The organism is Streptomyces sp. NPDC033131 (assembly GCF_055578365.1).
The window spans coordinates 16,497-38,960 of record NZ_JBVIPA010000054.1 but is presented as its reverse complement, the minus strand read 5'-3'; the positions used below and the strand labels follow the sequence as shown (position 1 = coordinate 38,960).

Below are 22,464 nucleotides of genomic sequence, written 5' to 3'. Positions count from 1 at the left end.
CCGCCGAGATCCCGATCGCCGAGCCGAACTGTGTGGCGGTGTGCAGCAGGCCGCTCGCCAGCCCCTGTTCGGACGCGTCGACCCCGTCCGTCGCCGCGATCGCCAGCGGCCCGTACGCCAGCGCGAAGGCCGTGCCCGCGATGATCAGCGTCGGGAACATCGCGGCGTACGACCAGTCCATGCCGACCGGCAGGAACAGCCCGTACGCGACGACCGCCGCCGCGAAGCCGCCGACGATCACCCGGGCGTTGCCGAACCGGGCGACCAGCTTCGGGGTGAGGGTCGGCGCCAGCACGGCGTCGCACCCCATGACCACCAGGGCGATCGCCGTCTGGAGCGACGACCAGCCGCGCAGCTCCTGCAAGTACAGCGTCACCACGAACTGGAAGCCGAAGAAGGCCCCGACGAACAGCAGCGCGCCGAGGTCCGCCCGCACGACCGAGCCGGTCCGCAGGATGCCGAGCCGGACCAGCGGATCGGACGTGCGCCGCTCGACGGCGACGAAGACGACGGCCAGGAGCAGCGCCGCGAGGGCCGCCGCCACGGTCGACCGCCAGCCGTCCACACCGTGTTCAAGGCGCACGACGGTGTAGGCGGCCAGCAGCATCGCGCCGGCGGCGGTGACCGCGCCGGGGAGGTCGAACCCGCGGCGCTTGCCGAGCGGGGCGTCCTGCGCCGGAACCAGCCGTACGGCCGCGATCAGCAGCGCGCCCGCCAGCAGCACCGGCGCGAAGAACACCCAGCGCCAGCCGAGTTGCGTGAGCAGGCCGCCGACGACGAGACCCAGCGAGAAGCCGCCGGCCGCGGTGCCGGCGAACACCAGCAGGGCCTTGTCGCGCCGCGGTCCCTCCTCGTACGACGTCGTGATCAGGGACATGGCGGCCGGCGTCATGAACGCGGCGGACACTCCGGTCACGAACCGGGCGACGACCAGCATCCAGCCCTCGGTGGCGAAGCCGCCGAGACCGGAGAAGAGCAGGAAGACGGTCAGCCAGGTCAGAAACATCCGGCGGCGGCCGAGCAGGTCCGCGGCCCGGCCGCCGAGCAGGGTGAAACCGGCGTAGCCGAGGACGTAGGCGCTCATCACCCAGGCCGCGGTACCGGTCGTCAGGCCGAGGTCGGATCTGATCGAGGGGATCGCGACCGCCATCATCGCGACGTCGATGCCCTCCAGGAAGATCGTCCCGCAGAGGACGAGTAACAGCGCCCACGCGCGCGTGCCCATGGCAGTACTCCTCTAGGTAGGGGCGGTTACGGGGATGAGGGTCGGTTCCCTCTTGTGACCGACTTCAGCCTGCGGCAGCATCGACAGACATGGAAGAAGGCACTTCTAAGTCACCGAGTAACTGCGCGGGCACCGTGGACTACGGCGAGGCCGACCCCTTCCAATGGGACACCCGGGAGGACTGCCAGGTGCGGCAGATCCTCGACCGGGTGGCCGGCAAGTGGTCGCTGCTGGTCATCGCGCTGCTGGAGAACCGGCGGCTCAGGTTCACCGAGCTGCGCCGGGAGATCGACGGGATCAGCCAGCGGATGCTGACCGTGACGCTGCGCTCGCTGGAGCGGGACGGGCTGGTGAAGCGGACGGTGCATCCGGTGGTTCCGCCGCGCGTCGACTACGAGCTCACGCCGCTGGGCGGGACCCTGCACGCCACGATCCAGTCCCTGGTGAAGTGGACCGAGGCGCACCAGGAGGAGATCGCGGGGGCGCGGGCCGCGTACGACGTGCGGGAGGCGGAGGCCGTTTCCCTCCGGTGACACGGCGGGCGGGCCGGAACGGCTCGTTGTCCGACCCGGCCGCTATAACTGGTGGGCATGACGCAGACACCCTCCCCCGTGCACTGGAAGCTCGTCGTCGACGCCGCCGATCCGCACGCCCAGGCCGACTTCTGGGCGGCCGCGCTGCACTATCTGGCCGAGGACAACGACGCGCTCATCCAGCGGTTGCTTCAGATCGGCGCCCTGCCGCGCGAGGCCACCGTCGAGTACCACGCCCGCCTCTCCTTCCGGGACCTGGTCGCCGTACGGCATCCGGACGACCCGTACGAGGAGGACAGCGGGACCGGGCTGGGGCGGCGGTTGCTGTTCCAGCGGGTGCCCGAGGCGAAGACGGTCAAGAACCGGCTCCATCTCGATCTGCACCCCGGCAAGGGGCGGCGCGCGGCCGAGGTCGAGCGGCTGACGGGGCTCGGGGCGAGTGTGCTGCGGGAGGTGAAGGAGCCGGGGGGCGAGTGGGTGGTGATGGCGGATCCGGAGGGCAACGAGTTCTGCGTGCAATGATTCTGCGTGCAATGAGGCGGGCGTTGAGCGGGAGCGTTTGAGCGGGCGCACGCGTTTCCGCACCCGCACTCCGCTATACGAACAACACTGACCGGATTGCGCTCTTGACGGAGCGTCAGGCTCAGCTTCACCATCGGGCACCCCATTCGCTGTGGAATCCCTGTGATTCCCTCGGAATTCGGAGCCCCCCACATGAAGCTCTCGGTTCCCGGACGCGTCACGGCCACCGCCGTCGTCGCGGCCGTCTCCCTCCTGGCCGGCGGATCCATAGCCGGCGCGGCCCCCGCGGCCGAGCCCGCGGTGGCCGCAGCGCCCGACATCCCCGTGGCCAACGTCAAGGCGCACCTCACGCAGCTGCAGTCCATCGCCACCGCCAACGGCGGCAACCGGGCGCACGGCCGCGCCGGTTACAAGGCCTCGCTCGACCACGTGAAGGCCAAGCTCGACGCTGCCGGGTACACCACGGTCATCCAGCAGTTCACCGCCTCCGGCCGCGTCGGCTACAACCTGATCGCCGACTGGCCCGGCGGCGACACCAACCAGGTCGTGATGGCCGGCTCGCACCTGGACAGCGTCTCGTCCGGCGCGGGCATCAACGACAACGGATCCGGTTCGGCGGCCGTGCTGGAGACCGCGCTCGCCGTGGCGCGGGCGGATTACCGGCCCACCAAGCATCTGCGGTTCGCCTGGTGGGGAGCGGAGGAGCTGGGCCTGGTCGGCTCCCGCTACTACGTCAGCAACCTCTCCGCCGCCAACCGGGCCCGGATCAGCGGCTATCTGAACTTCGACATGATCGGCTCGCCGAACCCCGGCTACTTCGTCTACGACGACGATCCGGCCATCGAGAAGACCTTCAAGGACTACTTCGCCGGCCTCGGCGTCCCGACGGAGATCGAGACCGAGGGCGACGGCCGCTCCGACCACGCGCCCTTCAAGAGCGCGGGCGTGCCGGTGGGCGGCCTCTTCACCGGCGCGAGCAACACCAAGTCGGCGGCGCAGGCGGCCAAGTGGGGCGGTACGGCGGGGCAGGCCTTCGACCGCTGCTACCACTCGTCCTGCGACACGACCGCCAATATCAACGACACGGCCCTGAACCGGAACAGCGACGCGCTCGCGTACGCGGTGTGGGAGCTGTCGGCATAGGGCGCGGTGCGGGACGGCCCCTCAACCGGCGTTCTGGGCACGCTCGGTGAGACGGCCCATGCGGGCCCGGGCCTTGTCCAGCTGCTCGATGTCGTCGGCGGCGGGGCCGTCCACGGCCGTCAGCTCGGCCCAGAGTCCGATCAGCGCCTGGCCCAGCTCCAGGCCCACCAGGGGATCGCGTACGGCCCGCCAGGCGGTGAACGCGCTCTGGATGTTGCCGTACGCGGCCTCCGCGTCCCGCATGTGGTGGCGGACCTGGGCGAGGTCGAGGGAGAGCTGGAGGGAACGGACCGGGTCGCCCGCCAAGTAGGCGATGTAGGCGGCCAGTTCGCGCAGGTGCAGCACCTCGGGGTGCTCCGGTCCGAGCGTCCCCGACGCCTGCGCCAGCGTCCGGTCGGCCAGCTCCGCCGCCGTGTCGGTCCGCCCCGCCTTCACGGCCTCGTTGATCCGCGCCAGCGGCTCCGCGAGCAGCGGGGGCGTGGTGCCGGGGGCGGTCATCGGATCGTCCCCGAGCACGGCTTCGGCGACGGCGTCGAAGCCGCGGGGCGGGGTGGGCTTGGGGTCGGGTTCGGGTTCGCGGCCGAGGTCCGGGAGCAAGGGGGCGACGGGCGGGGCGCGCCGTACGGGCGGGGCGGGCGGGGCGGGTTCCACGGCGGGCTCCGGCCTCGCGTCCATCACCGGTGGCGGTCCGAACTCGCCGGTCGGCGGGACGACCGTGCCGGGGGCGTGACCGGTGGGCGGATCCGGGAGTGCGTGGGGAGGGAAGGCGGGCGGGGAGTAGCCGGTCGGCGGGGAGTACCCGGCCGACGGCGCCTCGTCGGCGGGGGGCGACTGCCCGGCCGCGGGCGGGAACGCGGTGGTGGCCGTGGGCTCCGGTGTCTCAGGCCCGGCAGCCGCCTCCCGAGAAAAGCCCGGGACCGCCGCGTCGCCCGGCTCCGCCTCCGGAACCGCTCGCATCCGGAACGTGGGAACCGCGTCCCGCACGGGTTCGTCGACCGGCCGTAGGAGGTGCGTGGGCAGGTCGTGGCGGGGCTGCGGCTCCGCCGCGGCCGCGAGGTCGTCGGAGGAAGCCGGCGGACCGGGCGGCACGAACGGACCGGTCGGCGGCGCGGGCACGCCGGACCCGCCGGGCCGGCCCGCCTCCCCCGCCTCCGATGCCGACGCCGACGCCGACGCCGACGCCGGAGTCTGGGTCCTCGACCCCGCCCCCGTCCCCTCGGAGTCGCCCCCCGCGCCGGACTCCCGCTCCCCCTGCGGAGCCATCGCTGTCGGGTCCGCCGTGAAGCGGCTCGCGCCGTCCGGGTCGACCTGGAGGGGGACGACGTATCCGATGCGCTCGTCGTGGATCGTGGCGAGGACGGCGTGGCCGGTGCTGGAGGCGATGTGGTGGAGGTGGGTGAGGACGGTCTGCTGGACCTCCTCCCCAGGCGCCGCGACGATCCGTACGCCATCGACCCAGGCCGCGCCCGCGCCCGTACCGGACGCCGGGACGTGGACGTCGATCGATGCCGCTGCCGGGGCGGCCGGGGCCGCGGCGTGCTGCTGGTCCCGCTTCTTGTCGCGGCTGAGTCGAGCCATCGGTTCCCTCACTCGGATGCGTCGGGGAGTCGCCGGGCGACGCGTTCGGATTCCATGGTGCTCCCTCCCGCCGCCGGTCTTCCGCACCCTCAGCGCAAGATCCGGTGGTACACGTACTGTCGAGTCTCTCCGCTCGCTCACGGTTCTCACGTCACCGCGACGTCACAGACTCGTTCCAGGAACTCATGCCTCGTCAGGACAGGTTCGGGATGCCGTGCGTGTCGCCGGGTAGCAGCGGGGTGTCCGGGTTGACGAGGGAGGTCGTGGGCATGCGGACGGACGCGGATGCGGGCGTACCGACGGAGAAGCGGCGAGGGCCCGAGATCTGGCTCCGCGGACCGGTGGCCGCACGGCAGAGCGGGTGGCCGCCGCAGCCCTCCCACGCCTCCGCCCCACCCCGGCGCCACTCCTTCGTGGGCGTGCACGGCGGTGCCGGGACCACGACCCTCGCCACCGTCTACGGCGGCCACGACTGCGGACGCGACTGGCCGGGCTCGGCCGACCCGAGGTCGGTCCTGCTCGTCGCCCGTACGCACGAGGCCGGGCTCAGCGCCGCCCAGCGCGCCCTGGAGCTCTTCCGGCAGCGCGGGACTCCGCCCGGCCTCCACCTCGACGCCGTCGTCCTGGTCGCCGACGCGCCCGGCCGGCTGCCGCGCCCTCTCGCCCAGCGGATCAAGGCCATCGAGTCGGCGATCGGCGTGCACCGCGTGCCCTGGGTGGCGGACTGGCGTCTTGGCGACCTGAGCGGGGCGCCGCCGCGCGGTACCGAGGCGCTGACCCGCCTCACGGCGGCGGGCCGGCACCACTGACGTCGGGTGAGCCGAGCGCCCTGCCGCTCGCCCGCCCCACGCACGACTGCCCCAAGTCCAGCCCCGCTCACCCTTATTGCGGACAATCGCCGTATGACAGCCGCCGGGTCCGCGAACCGCTCCTTCCCCTCCGACTTCGCCGAGCTCTCCGCGCAGGAGACCGCTGCCGCCGTACGGTCGCGTGCGCTGCGTGCCGTCGACGTGGTCGCGGCGGCGCTGGAGCGCATCGGTCGGCTGGACGCGGAGTTGTGCGCGTTCGCCGAGGTGTGGGGCGAGGAGGCGTTGCGGCGGGCGGAGGAGGTGGACGGGCGGGCCGCGGCGGGTGAGGGGCTGCCGTTGGCCGGGGTGCCGATCGGGGTGAAGGGCCGGCGCGGGCTGCGTACGGCGGCTCCGCTGCTGGCGGCCGGGTGTGTGGCGGTGGGTGCGACGGCCGTACCCGGTCCCGGAACTCCCTGGCAGACCTGGGGACTTGGCGCCCGTGGCCGTACCGTCAACCCCTGGCGGGCCGACCGTACGCCGGGTGGTTCCTCGGCCGGGTCGGCCGCCGCGGTGGCCGCCGGGCTGGTGCCGCTCGCGACCGGGAGCGACGGGGCGGGGTCGGTGCGGATCCCGGCGGCGTGGTGCGGTGTGCTGGGGCTGAAGGTCACGGGTGGAAGGCTGCCGACGGCCGACCGTACGGGGCTCACGGCGCCCGGCGTGCTGACCCGGTGTGCCTCGGACGCGGCGGCGTACTGGCAGGTGGTCTCGGGTGACGCCCCGGGGCCGGGCGGCCGAGCTGCCGCCACCGCCGTCTGGTCCCCCGACCTCGGCTTCGCCGGCCCCGACCCGGACATCGCGGCGGTCGCCCACGCCGCGGCCGTACGCCTCACGGAATCCGGCGCCCTACGGCTCGTACGGCCGTCCGCGCCCCTTCGCCTCGAAGACCCGGCCCCGGCCTGGCTCGCCCTCCGCTCCCCCGGCGCGGACCTCGCCTCCGTCCACCGCGTCCGCGCGGAGAACGACCGCCGTCTGGCCGCCCTCTTCGCCGACGCGGAGCTGCTGCTGACCCCGACGACCCCCAACCCGCCGCACGGCCACGAAGGTCCAGGCGACCGCTACTCGACCGCCCTGACCTGGGCGTTCAACCTGAGCGGGCACCCGGCGGCCAGCATCCCGGCGGGGTTCGGCGGCGACGGGTGTCCGGTCGGGCTGCAGATCGTGGCACCGCACGGACGGGAGGACCTGCTGCTCCGGACCGTCGAGCACATTGCCCCCATTGATTGCGTATGCATATAATGCAGACGCATGATGTTGTCGTACGCCGACCACTGGGGGACCCCATGACCCGCCGCTTCCTGTTCGTCCTGGGCAGCAACCGCACCGAGAGCAACACCGAGATGCTGGCCCGCAGGGCCGCCGAGCAACTTCCCGCCGACGTCGAGCAGCGATGGATCAGCCTCGCCGAGCATCCGCTGCCCGACTACGTGGACCTGCGGCACGACAGTGACCACACCCGTCCGACGGAGGGCAACGCGGCACTGCTGCTCGACGCGACGCTCGCGGCGACGGACATCGTGATCGCGTCCCCGCTGTACTGGTACTCGGTCTCCGCCCCCGTCAAGCGCTACCTGGACTTCTGGGCGGGCTGGCTGCGCACCCCGGGCGTGGACTTCAAGGCCACGCTGGCCGGACGCACGCTGTGGGGCGTCACCGCGCTCGCGCACGAGGAGGGGGAGGTCGCCGACCCGCTGGTCGGCACGCTCAACAACTCGGCCGCCTACATGGGCATGCGCTTCGGCGGTGTGCTGCTCGGCAACGGCAGCAAGCCCGGTGACGTACTGAAGGACACCGGGGCCCTGACCCGCGCCAAGACGTTCTTCGCACGAGAGGCGCCGCTCGCGCGCTTCCCGTACGAGACGGAGTGACGGCCGGAAGGCGGAGTGACGGCTGCGAGCGGAGTGACCGCTAGGAGCCGATGTCCTTCGTCGTGAACCGCGCCCACGCCGCCGAGCCGAACACCGCCGCGTACAGGGCCTGCAGGCCGAGGTTCCTCACCAGGTCGTCCCAGTAGACCGGCTCGCGCATGAGGTCGGCGAAGGACAGCCAGTAGTGGGAGAAGAAGTACGGCTGGATCGCGTGCAGCTGGGGGATCTGGTCCAGGATCTGGATGGTGATCAGCAGGCCGACCGTGGTCGCCATCGCCGCGATACCGCTGCTGGTCAGCGTCGAGACGAACAGGCCCAGGGCCGCCATGCCCACCAGTGACGCGGCGACGGCCAGGGCGATCAGCAGGGCTCTGCCCAGGCCCTCGGCGAAGCCGATCTGCGTGCCGGAGATGGTCGTCAGGTCACCCAGCGGGAAGAGCAGCGCCCCGACCGTCAGGGCCGAGACCGCGACCACCAGGGTGGCGAGCAGGCAGAAGGCCAGCACGGTCGCGTACTTGGTGAGCAGCAGGCGGGTGCGGCCGGCGGGGGCGACCAGGAGGTAGCGGAGGGTGCCCGCGTTGGCCTCACCCGCGATCGAGTCGCCCGCGATGACGCCGATGGCCATCGGCAGGAAGAAGGGAAGCGTCGCGGCGAGCGCGGTGAAGACCAGGAACAGGCCGTTGTTGGTGATCTGCGAGATGAACGCCGGGCCTCCGCCGCCGCCACCGCCGGGCCCCGATCCGTCGCTCGTCTCCATCTTCACGGCGATCCCGACGAGGACCGGCACGGCGGCCAGCACGCCCAGCAGGGCGAGTGTGCGCCAGCGCCGGAAGGTGGTCCACAGCTCGTCGCGGAGGAGCCCGAAGGTCCACAGCACGCTCGGCTTGCGTACCGCTTCAGCCTGCGACATCGAAGCCCTCTCCCGTCAGCGCCACGAACGCGTCCTCCAGCGAGGCCCGTTCGACGCCGAAGCCGCGGACGCGGACGCCCGCCGTCACCAACGCGGCGTTCACCTCGGCCAGATCGCGGTCCTGGGGCGGCTCGGCGCTCACCCGGTCCTCGGCGATGACGACGTCGGCCGCGCCCTGCTCCTTCAGTGTCCGGGCCGCGTCGGCCGGGTCCGGGGTCGTCACGACGAGCCTGCCGCGGGTGCCCGCCGCCAGGTCGGCCACCGAGCCCTGGGTGATCAGGCGGCCCTGGGCCATCACCGCCGCGTGCGTGCAGACCTGCTCGATCTCGTCGAGGAGGTGGGAGGAGAGGAAGACCGTCGTGCCGTCCGAGGCCAGCTCCCTGATCAGGGAACGGATCTCGCGCATGCCCTGCGGGTCGAGTCCGTTGGTCGGCTCGTCCAGGACGAGCAGCCTGCGGGGCTGGAGCAGCGCGGCGGCGAGGCCGAGCCGCTGCTTCATGCCGAGCGAGTACGCCTTCGCCTTCTTGCCGGCCGCCGCCGCGAGGCCGACCCGGTCCAGCGCCGCCGCGACGCGGGTGCGCCGGGTGCGCGGGTCGGCGGCCGGGTCGGCGGCGTCGTAGCGCAGCAGGTTGTCGCGGCCGGAGAGGAAGCCGTACAGGGCAGGTCCCTCGATGAGCGCGCCCACGTGCGGGAGGACCGCGCGCACCGAGCGCGGCATGGGCCGGCCCAGCACGTGGGCCGAGCCGGAGGTGGGCTCGATGAGGCCCATCAGCATGCGGATGGTGGTGGTCTTGCCGGAGCCGTTCGGACCGAGGAAGCCGAAGACGCTGCCCGCCGGGACGGTCAGGTCGAGACCGTCGACGGCGAGCTGCCCGCCCCGGTAGCGCTTGGTGAGGGCGCGGGTGACGATCACGCCGTCACCCGCGCCCTCCTGCTCCCGCTCCGGCCCCGTGGCCGGCGTTTCGCTCATGGCTGCCTTACTACCCGGCGTTCGCGGCCTTCACCAGGGCGTCCTTGGTGACCGCGCCGACATAGACCTTGCCGTCGTCGGTGATCAGCGCGTTGACCAGGCGGGTCGAGAAGACCGTGCCCGAGCCGAACCTGCCGGTCACCTTGTCGCCGAGGGAGTCGAGGAAGCCGCCCATGTCGCCGCCGGCCTCGGAGCCGGAGGGCATGCCCTCGCCGCCGGTGTCGAAGGTGGCGACGGAGTTCCAGCCCTCGCCCATGACCTTGAGGCCGTCGAGGCTCTTGCCGAGGTCTTCCTCGGGCTTCGCGCCCGCCCCGTCGTGCTTGCCGTGCGCGCCGCGCCCGTCGTGCTCGACGGCGTCGCCCTCGGTGACCTTCGCGCCCTTGGGCGGCGTGAAGTCGAACGTGAACGCGGCCGGCTTGGCGAAGCTGACCTGGGTGAAGCCGGCGTCGATGACGGCGGCGCCGCCGCTCGCCGGAGTCAGCGTGAACTTGAGCGGCAGCCCGGTCTTCGCGTCGACGGCCACGGTGATCTGGCCGACCGTGGACCCGCTGCCCTTGGGCTTGACGACGAGCCGGTAGGCATCGCGGCCCGCGACCTGCGCGGTGCCGTCGACGGTCACGGAGGTGGTGTCGTCGACCGCCTTCAGGGCCTCCTCGGTGAGGTCCTTGGGCGTGGCCGGGACGTCCCTCTCCTTCTCCTTCTCGGCCGCCGCGCTGTCGGACGCGGTGGCGTGGTAGACCTCGTTGGACTTGCTGTCGTAGCCCCAGACGTCCTTGCCGTCGTGGATCACGCTGTACTCGGAGCCGCTCTCCAGCAGCGACAGCTTCTGCCGGTCGGGGCCGTCGGCGGCGACCCGCAGGGTGTGCGTGCCGGACGCGAGCTCGGTGAGCTTGGTGGTCGGGTCGGCCGAGGAACCGCCGTCGTCCGGGCCCATGGCGCCGGAGGTCAGGCTGCTCTCCAGGCCGCCGAGGTCGGGCAGTCCGAGGTCCGTGCTGATCTTCACCGTGCCGGACAGCTGCTGCACGTCCGAGGCGGCGATCTTCTCGATGAGTGCCTGTGCGCTGATCTTCGGCAGGTCGGGGTCGCCGGAGTCGGCGAGCGCCGGGACGAGCCCGATGGTCGCCGCCGCCACCCCCACCACCGCGACCGGGACGACGTACCGTGCGGCCCTGCGGCGCCCCGCGGGCCGGTCGTCGGCTTCCGCGGCGGTCGTGCTGTCGTCGGTTTCGTACGGTGCCATGTGTGCCTTACCTCCGTCGTCGGCGGCGGCTGCCCAACTCCCTTACGTCCACCCCGTAGCCGCCATTCTCACCCGAATCGGTGAGGAGTGGTGTTTTCCCTGGTGTCCATCTGACCAAATCGGCCAGGAAGAAGCGTCAGACCCCGGACTCAACTCCACGTACACCTGCGGTATGACAAAGGGAGGCGGCGCCTCCCCCGACCCGTAGGGGTCGGGGTGACGCCGCCCCCTCCTCGGTCGGCGACTCAGCCGCGCAGGAACACGTAGTCGGCCTGGTACGGCACGCCGACGATCGTGCCCGTCGTGCAGGAGCCGGCCGGGGCGACGCCGCCGACGGTGTTCAGCCGCAGGATCTCCGTGACGCCGGCGAACAGGCCACGGTCCTTGCCGGACCGGGTGGCCCTGAGGTCGAGTTCGGGGATGTTGCCGTTCCCGTTGGGCGTCCGGGAGATGACCGCCCCGGTGACCGCGCTGCGGTCGGGCGCGATCCACTGCGGCGTACCGGAGTTGGGCTGCACGAAGGAGTGCGCGATGCCGCCGCCGAGCACGGCGCTGACGTCCCGTTGGGCGAAGGCGGGTGAACCGCCCTCGACCGGCTTGCACTCGTAGATCTGCCTGCCCTTGCGGACGGAGGCCTGGAAGTTGTGCAGGGCGTCGCGGAAGTCGAAGGCGGCGACGGTGACCTTGTGGAGCTGGCCCCGGACGGCTCCGCCCGGGAACGCGGCGGTGTGCAGGTTGGCGTAGAAGGAGCCGGGGTCGCTCCTGAGGGCGTCGAGCAGTGCCGCGTCCTTGACCTTGACGGTGCCGGTGACGGTACGGCCCTTGCCGTTGCTCTTCAGGAGGCCGGTGAAGTCGATGCGGACGCCGCCGTTGGTGCCCTTGGCGCCCTGGTGGACGTGGAGGGCGGTCGGTTTGTCGGTGCCGCGCCACTTGACGGCGACGGAGACCTTGTCGCCGTCGACCTTGACGAACTGGAGCGCCGCGCCGTCCTTGTCGCCGACGGCGGGTCCGCCCTCGACGGGCACCTCGTTGGCGCCCCTGAGGCTCGCGGCGAGGACGGTGCCGCCGTCTTCGGCGGCGACGGCGGGAACCGTGGTGGCTGCGACACCGCCGACGGTGGTCAGGACGGCGGCGGTGAGGAGCAGGGTGGTACGGCGTTTCGCGGACGTCGTGCTCATGCCCATGATGGAGTTTTCTTCCCGTTTCGCAGCCGACACACCCTGCGTCAGCTTCTGGGCATGCATACGGGAGCGGTCTCACGCGGGATCAGTCCCGCGCGAGTGACCTGCGTCACTGCCAGACCGTCATCCGGCCCGGTGCACCACCGCTTCGCACATCTCCATCAGCGCGGCCTTCGCGTCGCACTCCCGCAGCGGAGCCAGTGCCGCCCGCGCGTCCTGCGCGTACCGGACCGTGTCCCGCCGCGCCTGCTCGAGCGCGGGATGCGCCCGCAGCTCCGCCAGCGCCTGCGCGTGCCGTGCGTCGTCGGTCAGGTCGGAGTCCAGCAGCTCGCACAGCGCGATGTCCTCGGCCAGCCCCAGGCGCTCCGCCCGCTCCCGCAGCCGCAGGACCGGAAGGGTCCGGATGCCCTCACGCAGATCCGTGCCCGGCGTCTTCCCGGACTCGTGGGAGTCGGACGCGATGTCCAGGACGTCGTCCGCGAGCTGGAAGGCGACGCCCAGCCGCTCGCCGTACTGCGTCAGCACGTCGACGACCGTCTCGTCGGCGCCCGACATCATCGCGCCGAACCGGCACGCCACGGCCACCAGGGAGCCCGTCTTGCCGCCCAGCACGTCGAGGTAGTGCTCGACCGGGTCCCGGCCGTCCGTCGGGCCGGCCGTCTCCAGGATCTGCCCGGTGACCAGCCGCTCGAACGCCTCGGACTGGACCCGGACCGCCTCGGGGCCGAGGTCGGCGAGGATGTGCGAGGCGCGCGCGAACAGGAAGTCGCCGGTGAGGACGGCGACCGAGTTGCCCCAGCGGGCGTTGGCGCTGGCGACCCCGCGCCGTACCTCGGCCTCGTCCATCACGTCGTCGTGGTACAGCGTTGCCAGGTGGGTCAGCTCCACCACCACCGCCGAGGGCACGATCCCCGGCGCGTAGCGGTCCCCGAACTGGGCGGCAAGCATCACGAGGAGCGGCCGGAACCGCTTTCCGCCCGCCCGTACCAGGTGCTGGGCGGCCTCCGTGATGAAGGGGACCTCACTCTTGGTGGCTTCGAGCAGTCCCTCCTCGACAGCCGCCAATCCGGCCTGGACATCGGCTTCCAGAGCCTGGTCCCGCACGCTCAGCCCGAACGGCCCGACGACGGTCACGAGGGGTCTCCTGTCTGCTGGTGTCCACTGGCGATTACACGGTTTGTCGATAGGTCGCTGCTATCACTCAAGTCAGCGTATCCGGTCACGTTTCGATCACCGATAGCGCCCGTCCGTCCAGCCCGGGCGGTATCGGATCGCGGCGGGTATGTTTTTGATCACTTGAAAAGAACGGATATCTATCGACTTACATGGAAGTAGTGGAGCGTGTCCCGAACCACCGTCGATACCCCGCCCGGCGGTAAGCCGCCGCCCGAGGACGACACCGCCTTCCTCGTTCAGCCCAAGCGCCTGCTCACGCCCTCCGGTCTCGAGGTCTGGGAGCGCTTCTCGTTCCTCGGCATGCAGGCCATCCTCGTCCTCTCCTTCGCCGACACGGTGGCCCACGGCGACATGGGCATGTCGCCGGGTACCGCCGCCTCCGTCGCCGCCGCCCGCGTCCTCGGCTCGTACCGGGCGGTGCTGTGGGGCGGCGTACTGATCACCTGCGGCCACTACTCCATGGCCGTCCCCAGCACCACCATGACCTGGATGGGCCACGGCCGGCCGCACGCCTCCCACAGGATCGCGATCGGTGTCGTCCTCGGCGGTCTGCCGTTCCTCCTGACGGCCCAGACGGTGAAGCTCTACGACGACGTCTCCAAGCCCGCCCACTTCGGCGTCGACGGCGCCGTCGCGGTGGCCGCGGGTCGGGCGGTCATGACCGCGGCGCCGCGGCCGCGGCGCACCATGCACCCGGTCCACTGAACTCACGGGGTCACGCTCATGCACATCCGTACGTCCTTCCCCTACGAGACGGCCCACGAGGACCTCCGCATCCCGCTGTCGGACGGGACCCTCCTCTACGCGCGCGTGTGGCGTCCCCTCACGGACGAACCAGTACCCGCGATCCTCGAATACCTGCCCTACCGTCTGACCGACTGGACCGCGCCCCGCGACTGGCAACGCCATCCCTGGTACGCGGGCCACGGTTACGCCTCCGTACGAGTGGACGTGCGCGGACACGGCAACAGCGAGGGCATCCCCGGTGACGAGTACTCGGCGACGGAACTGGCCGACGGGGTCGCAGTCGTCAACTGGCTGGCGGCGCAGCCCTGGTGCGACGGCAAGGTCGGCATGTTCGGCATCTCCTGGGGCGGCTTCAACTCCCTCCAGATCGCGGCCCTCGCTCCCGAGCCGCTCAAGGCGATCGTCACGGTCTGCTCCACCGACGACCGCTATGACAACGACGTGCACTACATGGGAGGTTCCGTCCTCGCGGTGGACATGCACGCATGGGCGGCCACCATGCTGGCCTTCGGCTCCCGCCCGCCGGACCCGCGGTACGTCGGCGAGGGCTGGCGGGACATGTGGCTCAAGCGCCTGGAGGAGACCGCCCCTCTCATCCACACCTGGCTCGACCACCAGACCCGGGACCGTTACTGGCGCCACGGCAGCGTCTGCGAGGACTACGGCGCGATCGACGCCGCCGTCCTCGCGGTCGGCGGCTGGCACGACCCGTACCGCGACACGGTCCTGCGCCTCGTGGAGCACCTGCCGGCCGGCCGGGTCCGCGGCCTGATCGGCCCCTGGTCCCACCAGTACCCGGACCGCGGCCTGCCGCCCGGCCCGGCCATCGGCTTCCTTCAGGAGACCCTGCGCTGGTGGGACCACTGGCTCAAGGGCAAGGACACGGGCGCGATGTCGGAACCTCTCCTGCGCGCCTACGTCACCGACTCCCACCCCCCGGCCACGGTCTACGACACCCTTCCCGGCCGCTGGGTCGGCGAGCCGGACTGGCCCTCCCCCAACGTCACGACGATCTCGTACGGCCTTCAGGGCGCCCCTTTCCTGGTCCGCTCCCCGCAGCACACGGGCATCGACGCCGGCCGTTTCCTCCCCTTCGGGAACGACGCCGACCTGCCGCCCGACCAGCGCGAGGAGGACGGCAGGTCGGTGTGCTTCGAGTTCGAAGCCGCCGAGGAGACCTGGGTGTTGGGGCGGCCGAAGGTACGGCTCAGGCTGACCTCCGAGGTGCCGCGCGGGCAGGTGATCGCCCGCGTCTGTGACGTGGCCCCGGACGACTCGTCGACCCTGGTCACCCGCGGCGTGCTGAACCTGTCGGCGCGGCAGGGGCGGGACCAGGTGGTGCCCTGGGAGCCGGGTGTCACTCAGGACGTGGAGTTCGAGCTGAACGGCATCGGTCACGCCTTCCCGGCCGGCCACCGCATCCGCCTCTCGGTCTCCTCCGCGTACTGGCCGTGGATCTGGCCGCAGCCCGGCTCGGCGGCGGGCTTCACACTGGACCCGGAGGGCAGTTTCCTCGAACTCCCGGTGCGGACCGGGGAATCCGGCTCCGGCACCACCTCGGGCACCGGCATCACCTTCGAGGAACCGGAGCACTCCGCGCCGCTGGGCGTCAATTCCCCGGTCACGCTGGACGAACCGCGACCGGAGCGGCTGGTCGTCCGCGATGTGGCCAAAGGTGAGTGGCGACTGGAGGTCGACCCGCTCCCCCACTCTCGACTTCGCTCGAGCGGGGGGACCCCCATCGGCGGCACCCGCGTGTATCCCGATGGCCTGGAATGCACCGAGGAAGCGCTGGAGACGTACACGATCAACGAGTCGGACCCGCTGTCGGCCCGTGCCCGCTCGGACTGGTCGGTCCGGTTGCACCGCCCGGAGCTCGCCTGGGACACGGCGGTCCGTACCCGGTCGGAGCTCGGATGTGATGAAACGGGCTTTTTCACCTCAAACGAGGTCGTGTGCACGGACGGCGGCGAGGTGGTCTTCCACCGGACCTGGGAGAAGCGGATCCCACGGACGGCCGGTTGACTACGAGTTGGGCTCATTGCCCGATTTGACACCCTTGCGAACGCGCGTGAGTTGGGTCACTCGCGCCCGTTTTCGGCCCCGGCGCCACCGGCCCGCTTTCCGCCTTGCGCGGTGCGCCAGTTGAGTCTTGGCAACCGCAAAGGATCAAGCGCCCCATATGCCTCAGACCAAGGTCAACAGGTCGATGTGTGATTCCGCCACTTGTTACGGACATGTGCTCTCGCATACGTTCCGGGCCTGTCGGGCGGACGCCTAATCCTGCCGCCGCCCAACAGGACACTCATCGACCATCACCGCACGGCAGGAGCGGGGGAACCAGGTAAGTCGCCGTTCCGGGCTCACGCCGGTACGGCTAGGGGTGAAGTCGCGCCGCCTCACGGCGACGCGGCCGGGCAGCTCCCGCCCGAACCCGACAGCTCACCTCGTAGGCGCCGGAGAGGAACAGCGCCATGGCCGCACGAGGCAAGCACAGCCGCCCCCGCACCAACCCGTTCACCCGAGGCGTCGTCACAGCCGGCACAGGCATCGCCGCCCTCGCCCTCCCGCTCCTGAGCGCGACCACCGCGAGCGCCGCGCAGCCGGCCAAGGCCCCCGCCGCCGCGCAGGCCGCAGCGCAGGTCAAGTCCGTCACGTACACCACGGTCAAGGGCGACACGCTCTACGACATCGCGGACACGTACGACACCCCCGGCGGCTGGCAGCAGCTCTACAAGGACAACCGCGAGGTCATCGGCGACAACCCCCGGCTGATCCACACCGGTGTCGACCTGACGGTCAGAACGGCCAAGAAGACGAGCACGCCCGCCAAGAAGCCCGCCCAGTCCGCGGCCAAGGCCACCCAGGCCACCCAGGCTTCCGTCAAGACGTACGCGAACAACCTCGACGGCTGGATCCGCGAAGCGATGGACATCATGGCGCAGAAGGGAATTCCGGGCTCGTACGACAGCATTCACCGCAACATCATGCGCGAGTCGTCCGGCAACCCCCAGGCCATCAACAACTGGGACTCCAACGCCGCCGCGGGCACCCCGTCCAAGGGCCTGCTCCAGACCATCGACCCGACCTTCCAGGCCTACCACGTGGACGGCACGTCGTGGGACCCGTACGACCCGGTCGCGAACATCACCGCGGCCTGCAACTACGCGGCCGCGCGGTACGGCTCGATCGACAACGTCTTCGGGGCGTACTGAGCCCTACCGGAGCGGAAACAGTCTCTCGAGGACGACGGCGACGCCGTCGTCCTCGTTGGACGACGTGATCTCGTCGGCCACGGACTGGAGTTCGGGGTGGGCATTGGCCATGGCGACGCCGTGCGCGGCCCAGTCGAACATGGGGATGTCGTTGGGCATGTCCCCGAAGGCGATGGTGTGTTCGGGCCCGAGGCCCAGATGGTCGGCGGCCAGGGCGAGGCCCGTCGCCTTGGTGATGCCGCATGGCTGGAGTTCGACGGTCCCGGGACCCGACATGGTGACCGTCGCCAGGGAGCCGATCACTCCGCGGGCCGTGGCCGCCAACTCGTCGTCGGACAGATCGGGATGGCGCAGCAGCACCTTGCTGATGGGCGCGCTCCACAGGTCGTCGCGCCGCCCGACCCGTACCGCGGGCAGGGTCGGGTGGGGCATCAGATAGCCCGGCTCGATGAGGGTCAGCCCGTCCACGCCGTCCTGGTCGACGGCCGCGTACACCTGGCCGATCTCGGCCTCGATCTTGCCGAGCGCGGTCTCGGCCAGCTCCCGGTCCAGGGTGACCGACCACAGCAGACGGTCCGCGCCGGCGTCGTACACCTGCGCGCCCTGCCCGCACACCGCGAGCCCCTCGCTGCCCAGGTCGTCGAGGAGCGGCCGCACTCTGGGCGCCGGGCGGCCGGTCACCACCAGATGCCGGGCCCCGGCCGCCGCCACCCGCGCGAGCGCGGCGAGCGACCGGTCGGAGAGGGTGTCGTCGCCTCGGAGCAGCGTTCCGTCCAGGTCGGTGGCGATGAGTGAATATGCGGTGGGTGCGGCCATGATCAGAGAATACGGATGGAACGCCCCGGCGACTCGACGCGAACCGGACGGCTACAGCCTTCACATGCGTTGACGCCTGCTCCGGTTACGGCAGTTGGCGCGCTCACGCGGAGTCCCGTACCACCAGTTCCGTGGGCAGTATCACTCCCGACGTGTCCTCCCCCGCGATCTGCGCGAGCAGCATGCGGACCATCTCGGCGCTGATGCGCTCGAAGGGCTGACGGACGGTGGTGAGGGCGGGGGTGATGGCGGTCGCCGCGGGAGAGTCGTCGAAGCCGCCGACAGCGATGTCATCGGGGACCGAACGGCCGCTCTGCTGCAGTGCGTTGACGACTCCCTGGGCCATGAGGTCGGAGGCGACGAACACCGCGTCCAGGTCGGGGGCCTGGGCGAGCAGCCGGTGGGCCGCCTGCTCGCCACCGGTGCGGCGGTAGTCGCCCTCGGTCACCAGCGCCGGGTCGTAGGGCAGCCCCGCCTCGGCGAGCACCTCGCGGTAGCCCGCCAGCCGGTCCGTGCCGCCGGGGGTGTCCAGCGGGCCGGTGATCATGCCGATGCGGCGGCGGCCGCTGCCGAGGAGGTGACGGACCATCTCCCGGGCCCCGTCGCGGTCGTCGGCCGCCACGTAGCTCACCCGGGAGCCGAGACCCATCGGCTTGCCGCAGGCCACCAACGGCATTCCGGCGGCGCGCAGTTCGGCGGCCACCGGGTCCCCGCTGTGACTGGAGACCAGCAGGACGCCGTCGACGTGGCCCGAGGTGATGTAGCGGGTCACACGGCGGCGGTCGTCGTCGGTCGCGGCGAGCATCAGCAGCAGCGGGATGTCGTGCCGGGCGAGGTGCTCGGTGCAACCGCGCAGCAGCACGTTGAAGTTGGGGTCCTCGAAGAACTTCTCCTGCGGCTCGGTCAGGAGGTAGGCCACCGAGTCCGAACGTCCCGTACTGAGGCTGCGCGCATGCCGGTTGACCACGTACCCGGTCTTCCTGATGGCGGACTCGACCGCCCGGCGGGCGGCCGGGGAGACGTAGTGGCCGCCGTTCAGGAAGCGGGAGACGGTGCCCCGCGACACGCCGGCCTCCCGCGCCACGTCGTGGATGGTGGGCGGTCGGCGGCGTCCGTTGGCGCTGGTGGTCATGTTCCTCGTTCGTGACGGTGGGGTCGGCGGATGCCTCAGGCCTTGACCGAGCCGCTCAGCAGGTCCAGGGACCAGAACCGCTGGATCACCAGGAAGAGCGCGATCAGCGGGATGATCGCCAGCAGGCATCCGGTGATGACCAGGGTGTAGAGGGCGGGCTGCGAGGCGCCCTGGGCGAGCAGGGTGTAGAGCCCGAGGGTGAGCGGGAACTTGGTGTCGTCGGCCAGCATCACGTACGGAAGCAGGAAGTTGTTCCAGATGGCGACGAACTGGAAGAGGAACACCGTGATCAGGCCCGGCATCATCATCGGTACGGCGATCCGCGAGAAGATCCGCCACTCGCTCGCGCCGTCCATGCGGGCGGCCTCGAGGAGTTCGGCGGGCACCGCGGCGGCCGCGTAGATGCGGACCAGGTAGACGCCGTACGGGGAGAGGATGGACGGCAGCAGCATCGACCAGTACGAGTCGGCCATGCCCAGCTTCGACAGCAGCAGGTACTGCGGGACGGTCAGCACGATGCTGGGCACCAGGACGCCGGCCAGGATCAGCTTGAAGATGACCTCCCGCCCCCGGAAGGCGAACCGGCCCAGCGCGTAGCCGCCGCCGGCGGAGACCGCGGCGGACAGCAGGGCGCCGAAGCCCGCGTAAAGGGCGGAGTTGCCCATCCACGTCCAGTAGATGCCGTCCCGGTAGGCGGTCAGCTCGCTCAGGTTGTCGAAGAAGCCGGTGCCGGGCGCGAAGGTGAAGGTGGAGAACAGCTCCGACCGGTCCTTGGTCGCCGCCATCACCACCCAGGCGATGGGGACCAGGCAGTACAGCGCGCCGAGGATCAGCACGAGGGTGGGGACCCAGGCCGTGCGCCGCGCTCCGCGGGGCTTGCCGGCGGTGAGGGTGAGGGGGGTCATGCCCGGTCCTCCCGGGTGTAGCGGTCGGAGACGCGCAGCAGGGTGAAGGAGATGAGGTAGGTGGCCAGGGCCAGGACCACCGCCGTGGCGGAGGCACCGTAGATGTCGGACTTCAGGAAGGCGCTGTCGTAGATGGCCATCAGCGGACTCCAGGTGGAGGGGAGGCTGTTGGTCAGCGGCTTGAGCGCCATGGGCTCGGTGAAGACCTGGAGGGTGGCGATCACCGAGAAGAAGAAGGTCAGCACCAGGGAGGGCATGACGATCGGGATCTTGATCCTGAGTGCGATCTTGAGGTCGGACGCGCCGTCGATGCGCGCGGCCTCGTAGATGTCCGGCGGGATCGCCCGGAGCGCGGTGTAGATGACGATCATGTTGAAGCCGGTGCCGCCCCAGACCGCGATGTTCGCGAAGGAGAGGTACAGGTTGCCGCCGTCGAACAGGTCCGGCTGCGGCAGGCCGAACTTGTCCAGCAGGTAGTAGAAGGGGCTGACGGCCGGGAGGTACAGGAAGCCCCACATGAGGGCGGCGATGATGCCGGGCACCGCGTACGGCAGGAAGATCATCAGCCGTGCGAAGGGCGCGCTGCGCACCTTCGGGGTGTCGAGCATCAGCGCGAAGAGCAGCGCCAGCCCGAGCATCGTCGGGATGACGATGAGGCCGTAGCCGAAGGCGCGCAGCACGCTGTGGCCGAACTCGGAGTCCTGGAACACTTCGGTGTAGTTGCCGAAGCCGTTCCAGACCTGTTCGCGGGCGCCCTTGCCCAGCCCGATGCCCTTGACCCGGACCTTGTGGAGGCTGAGCCAGATCGCGTACCCGATGGGGACGACGGTGAAGGCGGCGAACAGGACCAGGGTCGGCGTCAGGAACCAGTACGGAGCGCTGCGGCCGCGGCCACGGCGGCGGGGGCGGCTGGGGCGGACGGACTTGGCGGTGCCGGTGCCGTCCGCCAAGGGCCCGACCGTGATGCGGTCGGAGCCCTTGAGCGGAGCGCTGGTCATGCCTCGGTCACCTCGAAGCCCTGCTTCTTCATGTCGTCGAAGGTCTTCGACTGCATGGTGCTGAGGGCAGAGGTGAACTGGGCCTCCTTCTTCGCCTTGGTGGCCTTGCCGAAGCCGTCGTTGAAGGCGGTGTAGGCGGTCTGCACGTTCGGGCCCCAGGCGGCGGTGGCCGTGGTGGCGGCTATCTCCGCGGCCGTGGTGTAGAAGTCCTTCTGGTTCGGGAAGAAGGCGGGCGTGGTGAGCACGTCGCCGGACTGGCCACTCGTGGCCGCCGGGTAGATGCCGACCTCCTTGACCAGGGCGGCCAGCGCCTCGGGATCGGTGTTGATCCAGTGGGCGAACTTCGCCGCGGCCTCGGCGTTCTTGGAGTCGGTGGAGACACCGGTGGAGGAACCGCCCCAGCTGCCGGTGACGTTGTCGCCGGCCTTCCACTGCGGCAGCGGGGCCATCCGCCAGTTGCCCTGGGTCTTGGGGGCGGCGGAGACCAGCACACCGGGCGCCCACACGGCGGAGACCCAGCCGATGTGGGTGCCCTTGTTCAGGGCGTTGTTCCAGGCCGGGGTGTACATCGGCTGGTTGTCGATGACGCCCTCCTGGACCAGGCCGCCCCAGAACTCGGCGACCTTCCGGCTGGCCGCGTCGTCGATGCCGACCGTCCACTTGCCGCCGCCGTCGACCGTCCACCACTTGGCGCCGGCCTGCTGGGTGAGGCCCGCGAACAGACCCGGGTCGTTGGAGGAGAAGGTGGTCAGGTAGGCGTCCGGGAGGGCCTTCCTGGCGGCGCGCGCGGTCTCGGCGAACTCCGTCCAGGTCTTCGGCACGGACAGGCCGTGCTTCTTGAACAGGTCCTCGCGGTAGTAGAACATCAGCGGCCCGGAGTCCTGCGGGACGCCGTAGACCGCGTCGGTGCCGAGGGTGACCATGTCCCACAGGCCCGCGGCGAAGTCGCCCTCGGCGTCACCGACGTACTTCGAGATGTCGGCGAGCACGTCGTTGGAGACCAGGGTCGGCAGCGACTGGTACTCGGCCTGGATCAGGTCGGGCGCGTTGCCGGCCTTCTTCGCCGTGATCACCTTGGTGAGGATCTCGGCGCCGCTGCCCTGCTTGGACACCGTGACCGTGATGTCCGGGTTCTTCTTGTTCCAGATCGCGGCGACCTTCTCCATGTTGGGCGCCCACGACCAGTAGGTCAGCTTGACCGGCCCGCTGCTCTCTCCGGAGTCTTCGTCGTCGGAACCGCCGCAGGCGGCGAGGGTGCTGGTAAGGCCGAGGGCTGCGGCCCCGGCGAGGATGTTGCGCCTGCTGATCTGGCGGCGGTTGATCGACATCTTCATCTCCCCTGACTTGGACGAGCCGACCTCGTCAACGTCCCGCGTACGCGGCAACCGCCGTGGGGGGAGGTTCTGCGGGACGTGACCGAGGGGCTGTGCGCGAGGGCCGCGCGGCTCTGTGATCGTGCA

Annotated in this window: 19 protein-coding genes, 2 pseudogenes and 1 riboswitch; of the genes and pseudogenes, 9 read left to right on the top strand and 12 right to left on the bottom strand. The window is 71.1% G+C overall.

Annotated elements, in window-relative coordinates:
- Positions 1–22: 22 nt before the first annotated feature.
- Positions 23–1,225 (bottom strand): annotated as a pseudogene (locus tag ACZ5XS_RS40410) (MFS transporter); the annotation flags it as partial.
- Positions 1,226–1,314: 89 nt separating this feature from the next.
- Here ACZ5XS_RS40410 and ACZ5XS_RS40405 point away from each other — a divergent pair.
- From ACZ5XS_RS40405 to ACZ5XS_RS40395, 3 genes are all read left to right on the top strand, one after another.
- Positions 1,315–1,758 (top strand): winged helix-turn-helix transcriptional regulator, encoded by a 444-nt coding sequence (locus tag ACZ5XS_RS40405; RefSeq protein ID WP_468660066.1) that lies wholly within the window; start codon positions 1,315–1,317, stop codon positions 1,756–1,758.
- A gap of 57 nt (positions 1,759–1,815) precedes the next feature.
- Positions 1,816–2,280 carry a VOC family protein gene (locus tag ACZ5XS_RS40400; protein ID WP_468660064.1) on the top strand — a complete coding sequence of 155 codons (465 nt, stop codon included), beginning with the start codon at positions 1,816–1,818 and terminating at the stop codon, positions 2,278–2,280.
- 192 nt (positions 2,281–2,472) lie between these two features.
- On the top strand, positions 2,473–3,423 hold the full coding sequence (locus ACZ5XS_RS40395; protein ID WP_468660062.1) for a M28 family metallopeptidase: 951 nt from the start codon (positions 2,473–2,475) through the stop codon (positions 3,421–3,423).
- A 21-nt stretch (positions 3,424–3,444) separates the two neighbouring features.
- Here the strand turns inward: ACZ5XS_RS40395 and ACZ5XS_RS40390 are convergent, their stop codons facing one another.
- Positions 3,445–5,001 (bottom strand): tetratricopeptide repeat protein, encoded by a 1,557-nt coding sequence (locus ACZ5XS_RS40390; RefSeq protein ID WP_468660060.1) that lies wholly within the window; start codon positions 4,999–5,001, stop codon positions 3,445–3,447.
- A gap of 269 nt (positions 5,002–5,270) precedes the next feature.
- Here ACZ5XS_RS40390 and ACZ5XS_RS40385 point away from each other — a divergent pair, with 269 nt between their 5' ends.
- The 3 genes from ACZ5XS_RS40385 (at position 5,271) to ACZ5XS_RS40375 (ending at position 7,714) form a co-directional block, all read left to right on the top strand.
- Positions 5,271–5,810: a DUF6668 family protein gene (locus ACZ5XS_RS40385; protein WP_468660058.1), complete on the top strand. Its 540-nt coding sequence runs from the start codon at positions 5,271–5,273 to the stop codon at positions 5,808–5,810.
- 93 nt (positions 5,811–5,903) lie between these two features.
- Entirely contained in the window at positions 5,904–7,085 is a 1,182-nt protein-coding gene (locus tag ACZ5XS_RS40380; RefSeq protein WP_468660056.1) for an amidase, read from the top strand.
- A 44-nt stretch (positions 7,086–7,129) separates the two neighbouring features.
- Positions 7,130–7,714: a flavodoxin family protein gene (locus ACZ5XS_RS40375; protein WP_468660054.1), complete on the top strand. Its 585-nt coding sequence runs from the start codon at positions 7,130–7,132 to the stop codon at positions 7,712–7,714.
- 40 nt (positions 7,715–7,754) lie between these two features.
- Here ACZ5XS_RS40375 and ACZ5XS_RS40370 read toward each other — a convergent pair whose 3' ends face one another.
- The 5 genes from ACZ5XS_RS40370 to ACZ5XS_RS40350 form a co-directional block, all read right to left on the bottom strand.
- On the bottom strand, positions 7,755–8,624 hold the full coding sequence (locus ACZ5XS_RS40370; protein WP_468660052.1) for an ABC transporter permease: 870 nt from the start codon (positions 8,622–8,624) through the stop codon (positions 7,755–7,757).
- Positions 8,611–9,594: an ABC transporter ATP-binding protein gene (locus tag ACZ5XS_RS40365; RefSeq protein ID WP_468660050.1), complete on the bottom strand. Its 984-nt coding sequence runs from the start codon at positions 9,592–9,594 to the stop codon at positions 8,611–8,613. Before ACZ5XS_RS40365 ends, ACZ5XS_RS40370 begins: the two co-directional genes overlap by 14 nt.
- Before the next feature lie 10 nt (positions 9,595–9,604).
- Positions 9,605–10,834: a LolA family protein gene (locus ACZ5XS_RS40360; RefSeq protein WP_468660049.1), complete on the bottom strand. Its 1,230-nt coding sequence runs from the start codon at positions 10,832–10,834 to the stop codon at positions 9,605–9,607.
- Between the two features lie 245 nt (positions 10,835–11,079).
- Entirely contained in the window at positions 11,080–12,012 is a 933-nt protein-coding gene (locus tag ACZ5XS_RS40355; protein ID WP_468660047.1) for a CHRD domain-containing protein, read from the bottom strand.
- 126 nt (positions 12,013–12,138) lie between these two features.
- On the bottom strand, positions 12,139–13,149 hold the full coding sequence (locus tag ACZ5XS_RS40350; protein WP_468660045.1) for a polyprenyl synthetase family protein: 1,011 nt from the start codon (positions 13,147–13,149) through the stop codon (positions 12,139–12,141).
- A 207-nt stretch (positions 13,150–13,356) separates the two neighbouring features.
- Between ACZ5XS_RS40350 and ACZ5XS_RS40345 the strand changes: the two are divergent.
- The 3 genes and pseudogenes from ACZ5XS_RS40345 to ACZ5XS_RS40335 all read left to right on the top strand — a co-directional run.
- Positions 13,357–13,692 (top strand): annotated as a pseudogene (locus ACZ5XS_RS40345) (peptide MFS transporter); the annotation flags it as partial.
- Between the two features lie 222 nt (positions 13,693–13,914).
- The gene (locus ACZ5XS_RS40340) at positions 13,915–15,963 is read left to right on the top strand and encodes a CocE/NonD family hydrolase (protein ID WP_468660043.1); all 2,049 of its coding nucleotides are present in this window, start codon (positions 13,915–13,917) and stop codon (positions 15,961–15,963) included.
- 281 nt (positions 15,964–16,244) lie between these two features.
- A riboswitch (cyclic di-AMP (ydaO/yuaA leader) is annotated at positions 16,245–16,407 on the top strand.
- A 5-nt stretch (positions 16,408–16,412) separates the two neighbouring features.
- Positions 16,413–17,153, top strand: a complete 741-nt coding sequence (locus ACZ5XS_RS40335; protein WP_468660041.1) for a LysM peptidoglycan-binding domain-containing protein — start codon at positions 16,413–16,415, stop codon at positions 17,151–17,153.
- Between the two features lie 3 nt (positions 17,154–17,156).
- Here ACZ5XS_RS40335 and ACZ5XS_RS40330 read toward each other — a convergent pair whose 3' ends face one another.
- The 5 genes from ACZ5XS_RS40330 to ACZ5XS_RS40310 all read right to left on the bottom strand — a co-directional run bounded on the left by ACZ5XS_RS40330 (position 17,157) and on the right by ACZ5XS_RS40310 (position 22,338).
- Positions 17,157–17,969, bottom strand: a complete 813-nt coding sequence (locus ACZ5XS_RS40330) for an HAD family hydrolase (RefSeq protein ID WP_468660039.1) — start codon at positions 17,967–17,969, stop codon at positions 17,157–17,159.
- Between the two features lie 103 nt (positions 17,970–18,072).
- Positions 18,073–19,101, bottom strand: coding sequence for a LacI family DNA-binding transcriptional regulator (locus tag ACZ5XS_RS40325; RefSeq protein ID WP_217235256.1), 1,029 nt, complete (start codon positions 19,099–19,101; stop codon positions 18,073–18,075).
- 35 nt (positions 19,102–19,136) lie between these two features.
- Complete coding sequence (locus tag ACZ5XS_RS40320) at positions 19,137–20,006, bottom strand: carbohydrate ABC transporter permease (RefSeq protein ID WP_468660037.1); 870 nt, start codon at positions 20,004–20,006, stop codon at positions 19,137–19,139.
- Complete coding sequence (locus ACZ5XS_RS40315; protein WP_468660035.1) at positions 20,003–21,004, bottom strand: carbohydrate ABC transporter permease; 1,002 nt, start codon at positions 21,002–21,004, stop codon at positions 20,003–20,005. Before ACZ5XS_RS40315 ends, ACZ5XS_RS40320 begins: the two co-directional genes overlap by 4 nt.
- Complete coding sequence (locus ACZ5XS_RS40310) at positions 21,001–22,338, bottom strand: ABC transporter substrate-binding protein (RefSeq protein ID WP_468660033.1); 1,338 nt, start codon at positions 22,336–22,338, stop codon at positions 21,001–21,003. Before ACZ5XS_RS40310 ends, ACZ5XS_RS40315 begins: the two co-directional genes overlap by 4 nt.
- Positions 22,339–22,464 lie beyond the last annotated feature (126 nt).

What these genes read in the sequence shown, in the direction of transcription:
- ACZ5XS_RS40405 (WP_468660066.1), top strand. Translation starts at nt 1,315, where the DNA reads ATGGAAGAAGGCACTTCTAAGTCACCGAGTAACTGCGCGGGCACCGTG.
- ACZ5XS_RS40400 (WP_468660064.1), top strand. Translation starts at nt 1,816, where the DNA reads ATGACGCAGACACCCTCCCCCGTGCACTGGAAGCTCGTCGTCGACGCC.
- ACZ5XS_RS40395 (WP_468660062.1), top strand. Translation starts at nt 2,473, where the DNA reads ATGAAGCTCTCGGTTCCCGGACGCGTCACGGCCACCGCCGTCGTCGCG.
- ACZ5XS_RS40390 (WP_468660060.1), bottom strand. Translation starts at nt 5,001, where the DNA reads ATGGCTCGACTCAGCCGCGACAAGAAGCGGGACCAGCAGCACGCCGCG.
- ACZ5XS_RS40385 (WP_468660058.1), top strand. Translation starts at nt 5,271, where the DNA reads ATGCGGACGGACGCGGATGCGGGCGTACCGACGGAGAAGCGGCGAGGG.
- ACZ5XS_RS40380 (WP_468660056.1), top strand. Translation starts at nt 5,904, where the DNA reads ATGACAGCCGCCGGGTCCGCGAACCGCTCCTTCCCCTCCGACTTCGCC.
- ACZ5XS_RS40375 (WP_468660054.1), top strand. Translation starts at nt 7,130, where the DNA reads ATGACCCGCCGCTTCCTGTTCGTCCTGGGCAGCAACCGCACCGAGAGC.
- ACZ5XS_RS40370 (WP_468660052.1), bottom strand. Translation starts at nt 8,624, where the DNA reads ATGTCGCAGGCTGAAGCGGTACGCAAGCCGAGCGTGCTGTGGACCTTC.
- ACZ5XS_RS40365 (WP_468660050.1), bottom strand. Translation starts at nt 9,594, where the DNA reads ATGAGCGAAACGCCGGCCACGGGGCCGGAGCGGGAGCAGGAGGGCGCG.
- ACZ5XS_RS40360 (WP_468660049.1), bottom strand. Translation starts at nt 10,834, where the DNA reads ATGGCACCGTACGAAACCGACGACAGCACGACCGCCGCGGAAGCCGAC.
- ACZ5XS_RS40355 (WP_468660047.1), bottom strand. Translation starts at nt 12,012, where the DNA reads ATGAGCACGACGTCCGCGAAACGCCGTACCACCCTGCTCCTCACCGCC.
- ACZ5XS_RS40340 (WP_468660043.1), top strand. Translation starts at nt 13,915, where the DNA reads ATGCACATCCGTACGTCCTTCCCCTACGAGACGGCCCACGAGGACCTC.
- ACZ5XS_RS40335 (WP_468660041.1), top strand. Translation starts at nt 16,413, where the DNA reads ATGGCCGCACGAGGCAAGCACAGCCGCCCCCGCACCAACCCGTTCACC.
- ACZ5XS_RS40330 (WP_468660039.1), bottom strand. Translation starts at nt 17,969, where the DNA reads ATGGCCGCACCCACCGCATATTCACTCATCGCCACCGACCTGGACGGA.
- ACZ5XS_RS40325 (WP_217235256.1), bottom strand. Translation starts at nt 19,101, where the DNA reads ATGACCACCAGCGCCAACGGACGCCGCCGACCGCCCACCATCCACGAC.
- ACZ5XS_RS40320 (WP_468660037.1), bottom strand. Translation starts at nt 20,006, where the DNA reads ATGACCCCCCTCACCCTCACCGCCGGCAAGCCCCGCGGAGCGCGGCGC.
- ACZ5XS_RS40315 (WP_468660035.1), bottom strand. Translation starts at nt 21,004, where the DNA reads ATGACCAGCGCTCCGCTCAAGGGCTCCGACCGCATCACGGTCGGGCCC.
- ACZ5XS_RS40310 (WP_468660033.1), bottom strand. Translation starts at nt 22,338, where the DNA reads ATGAAGATGTCGATCAACCGCCGCCAGATCAGCAGGCGCAACATCCTC.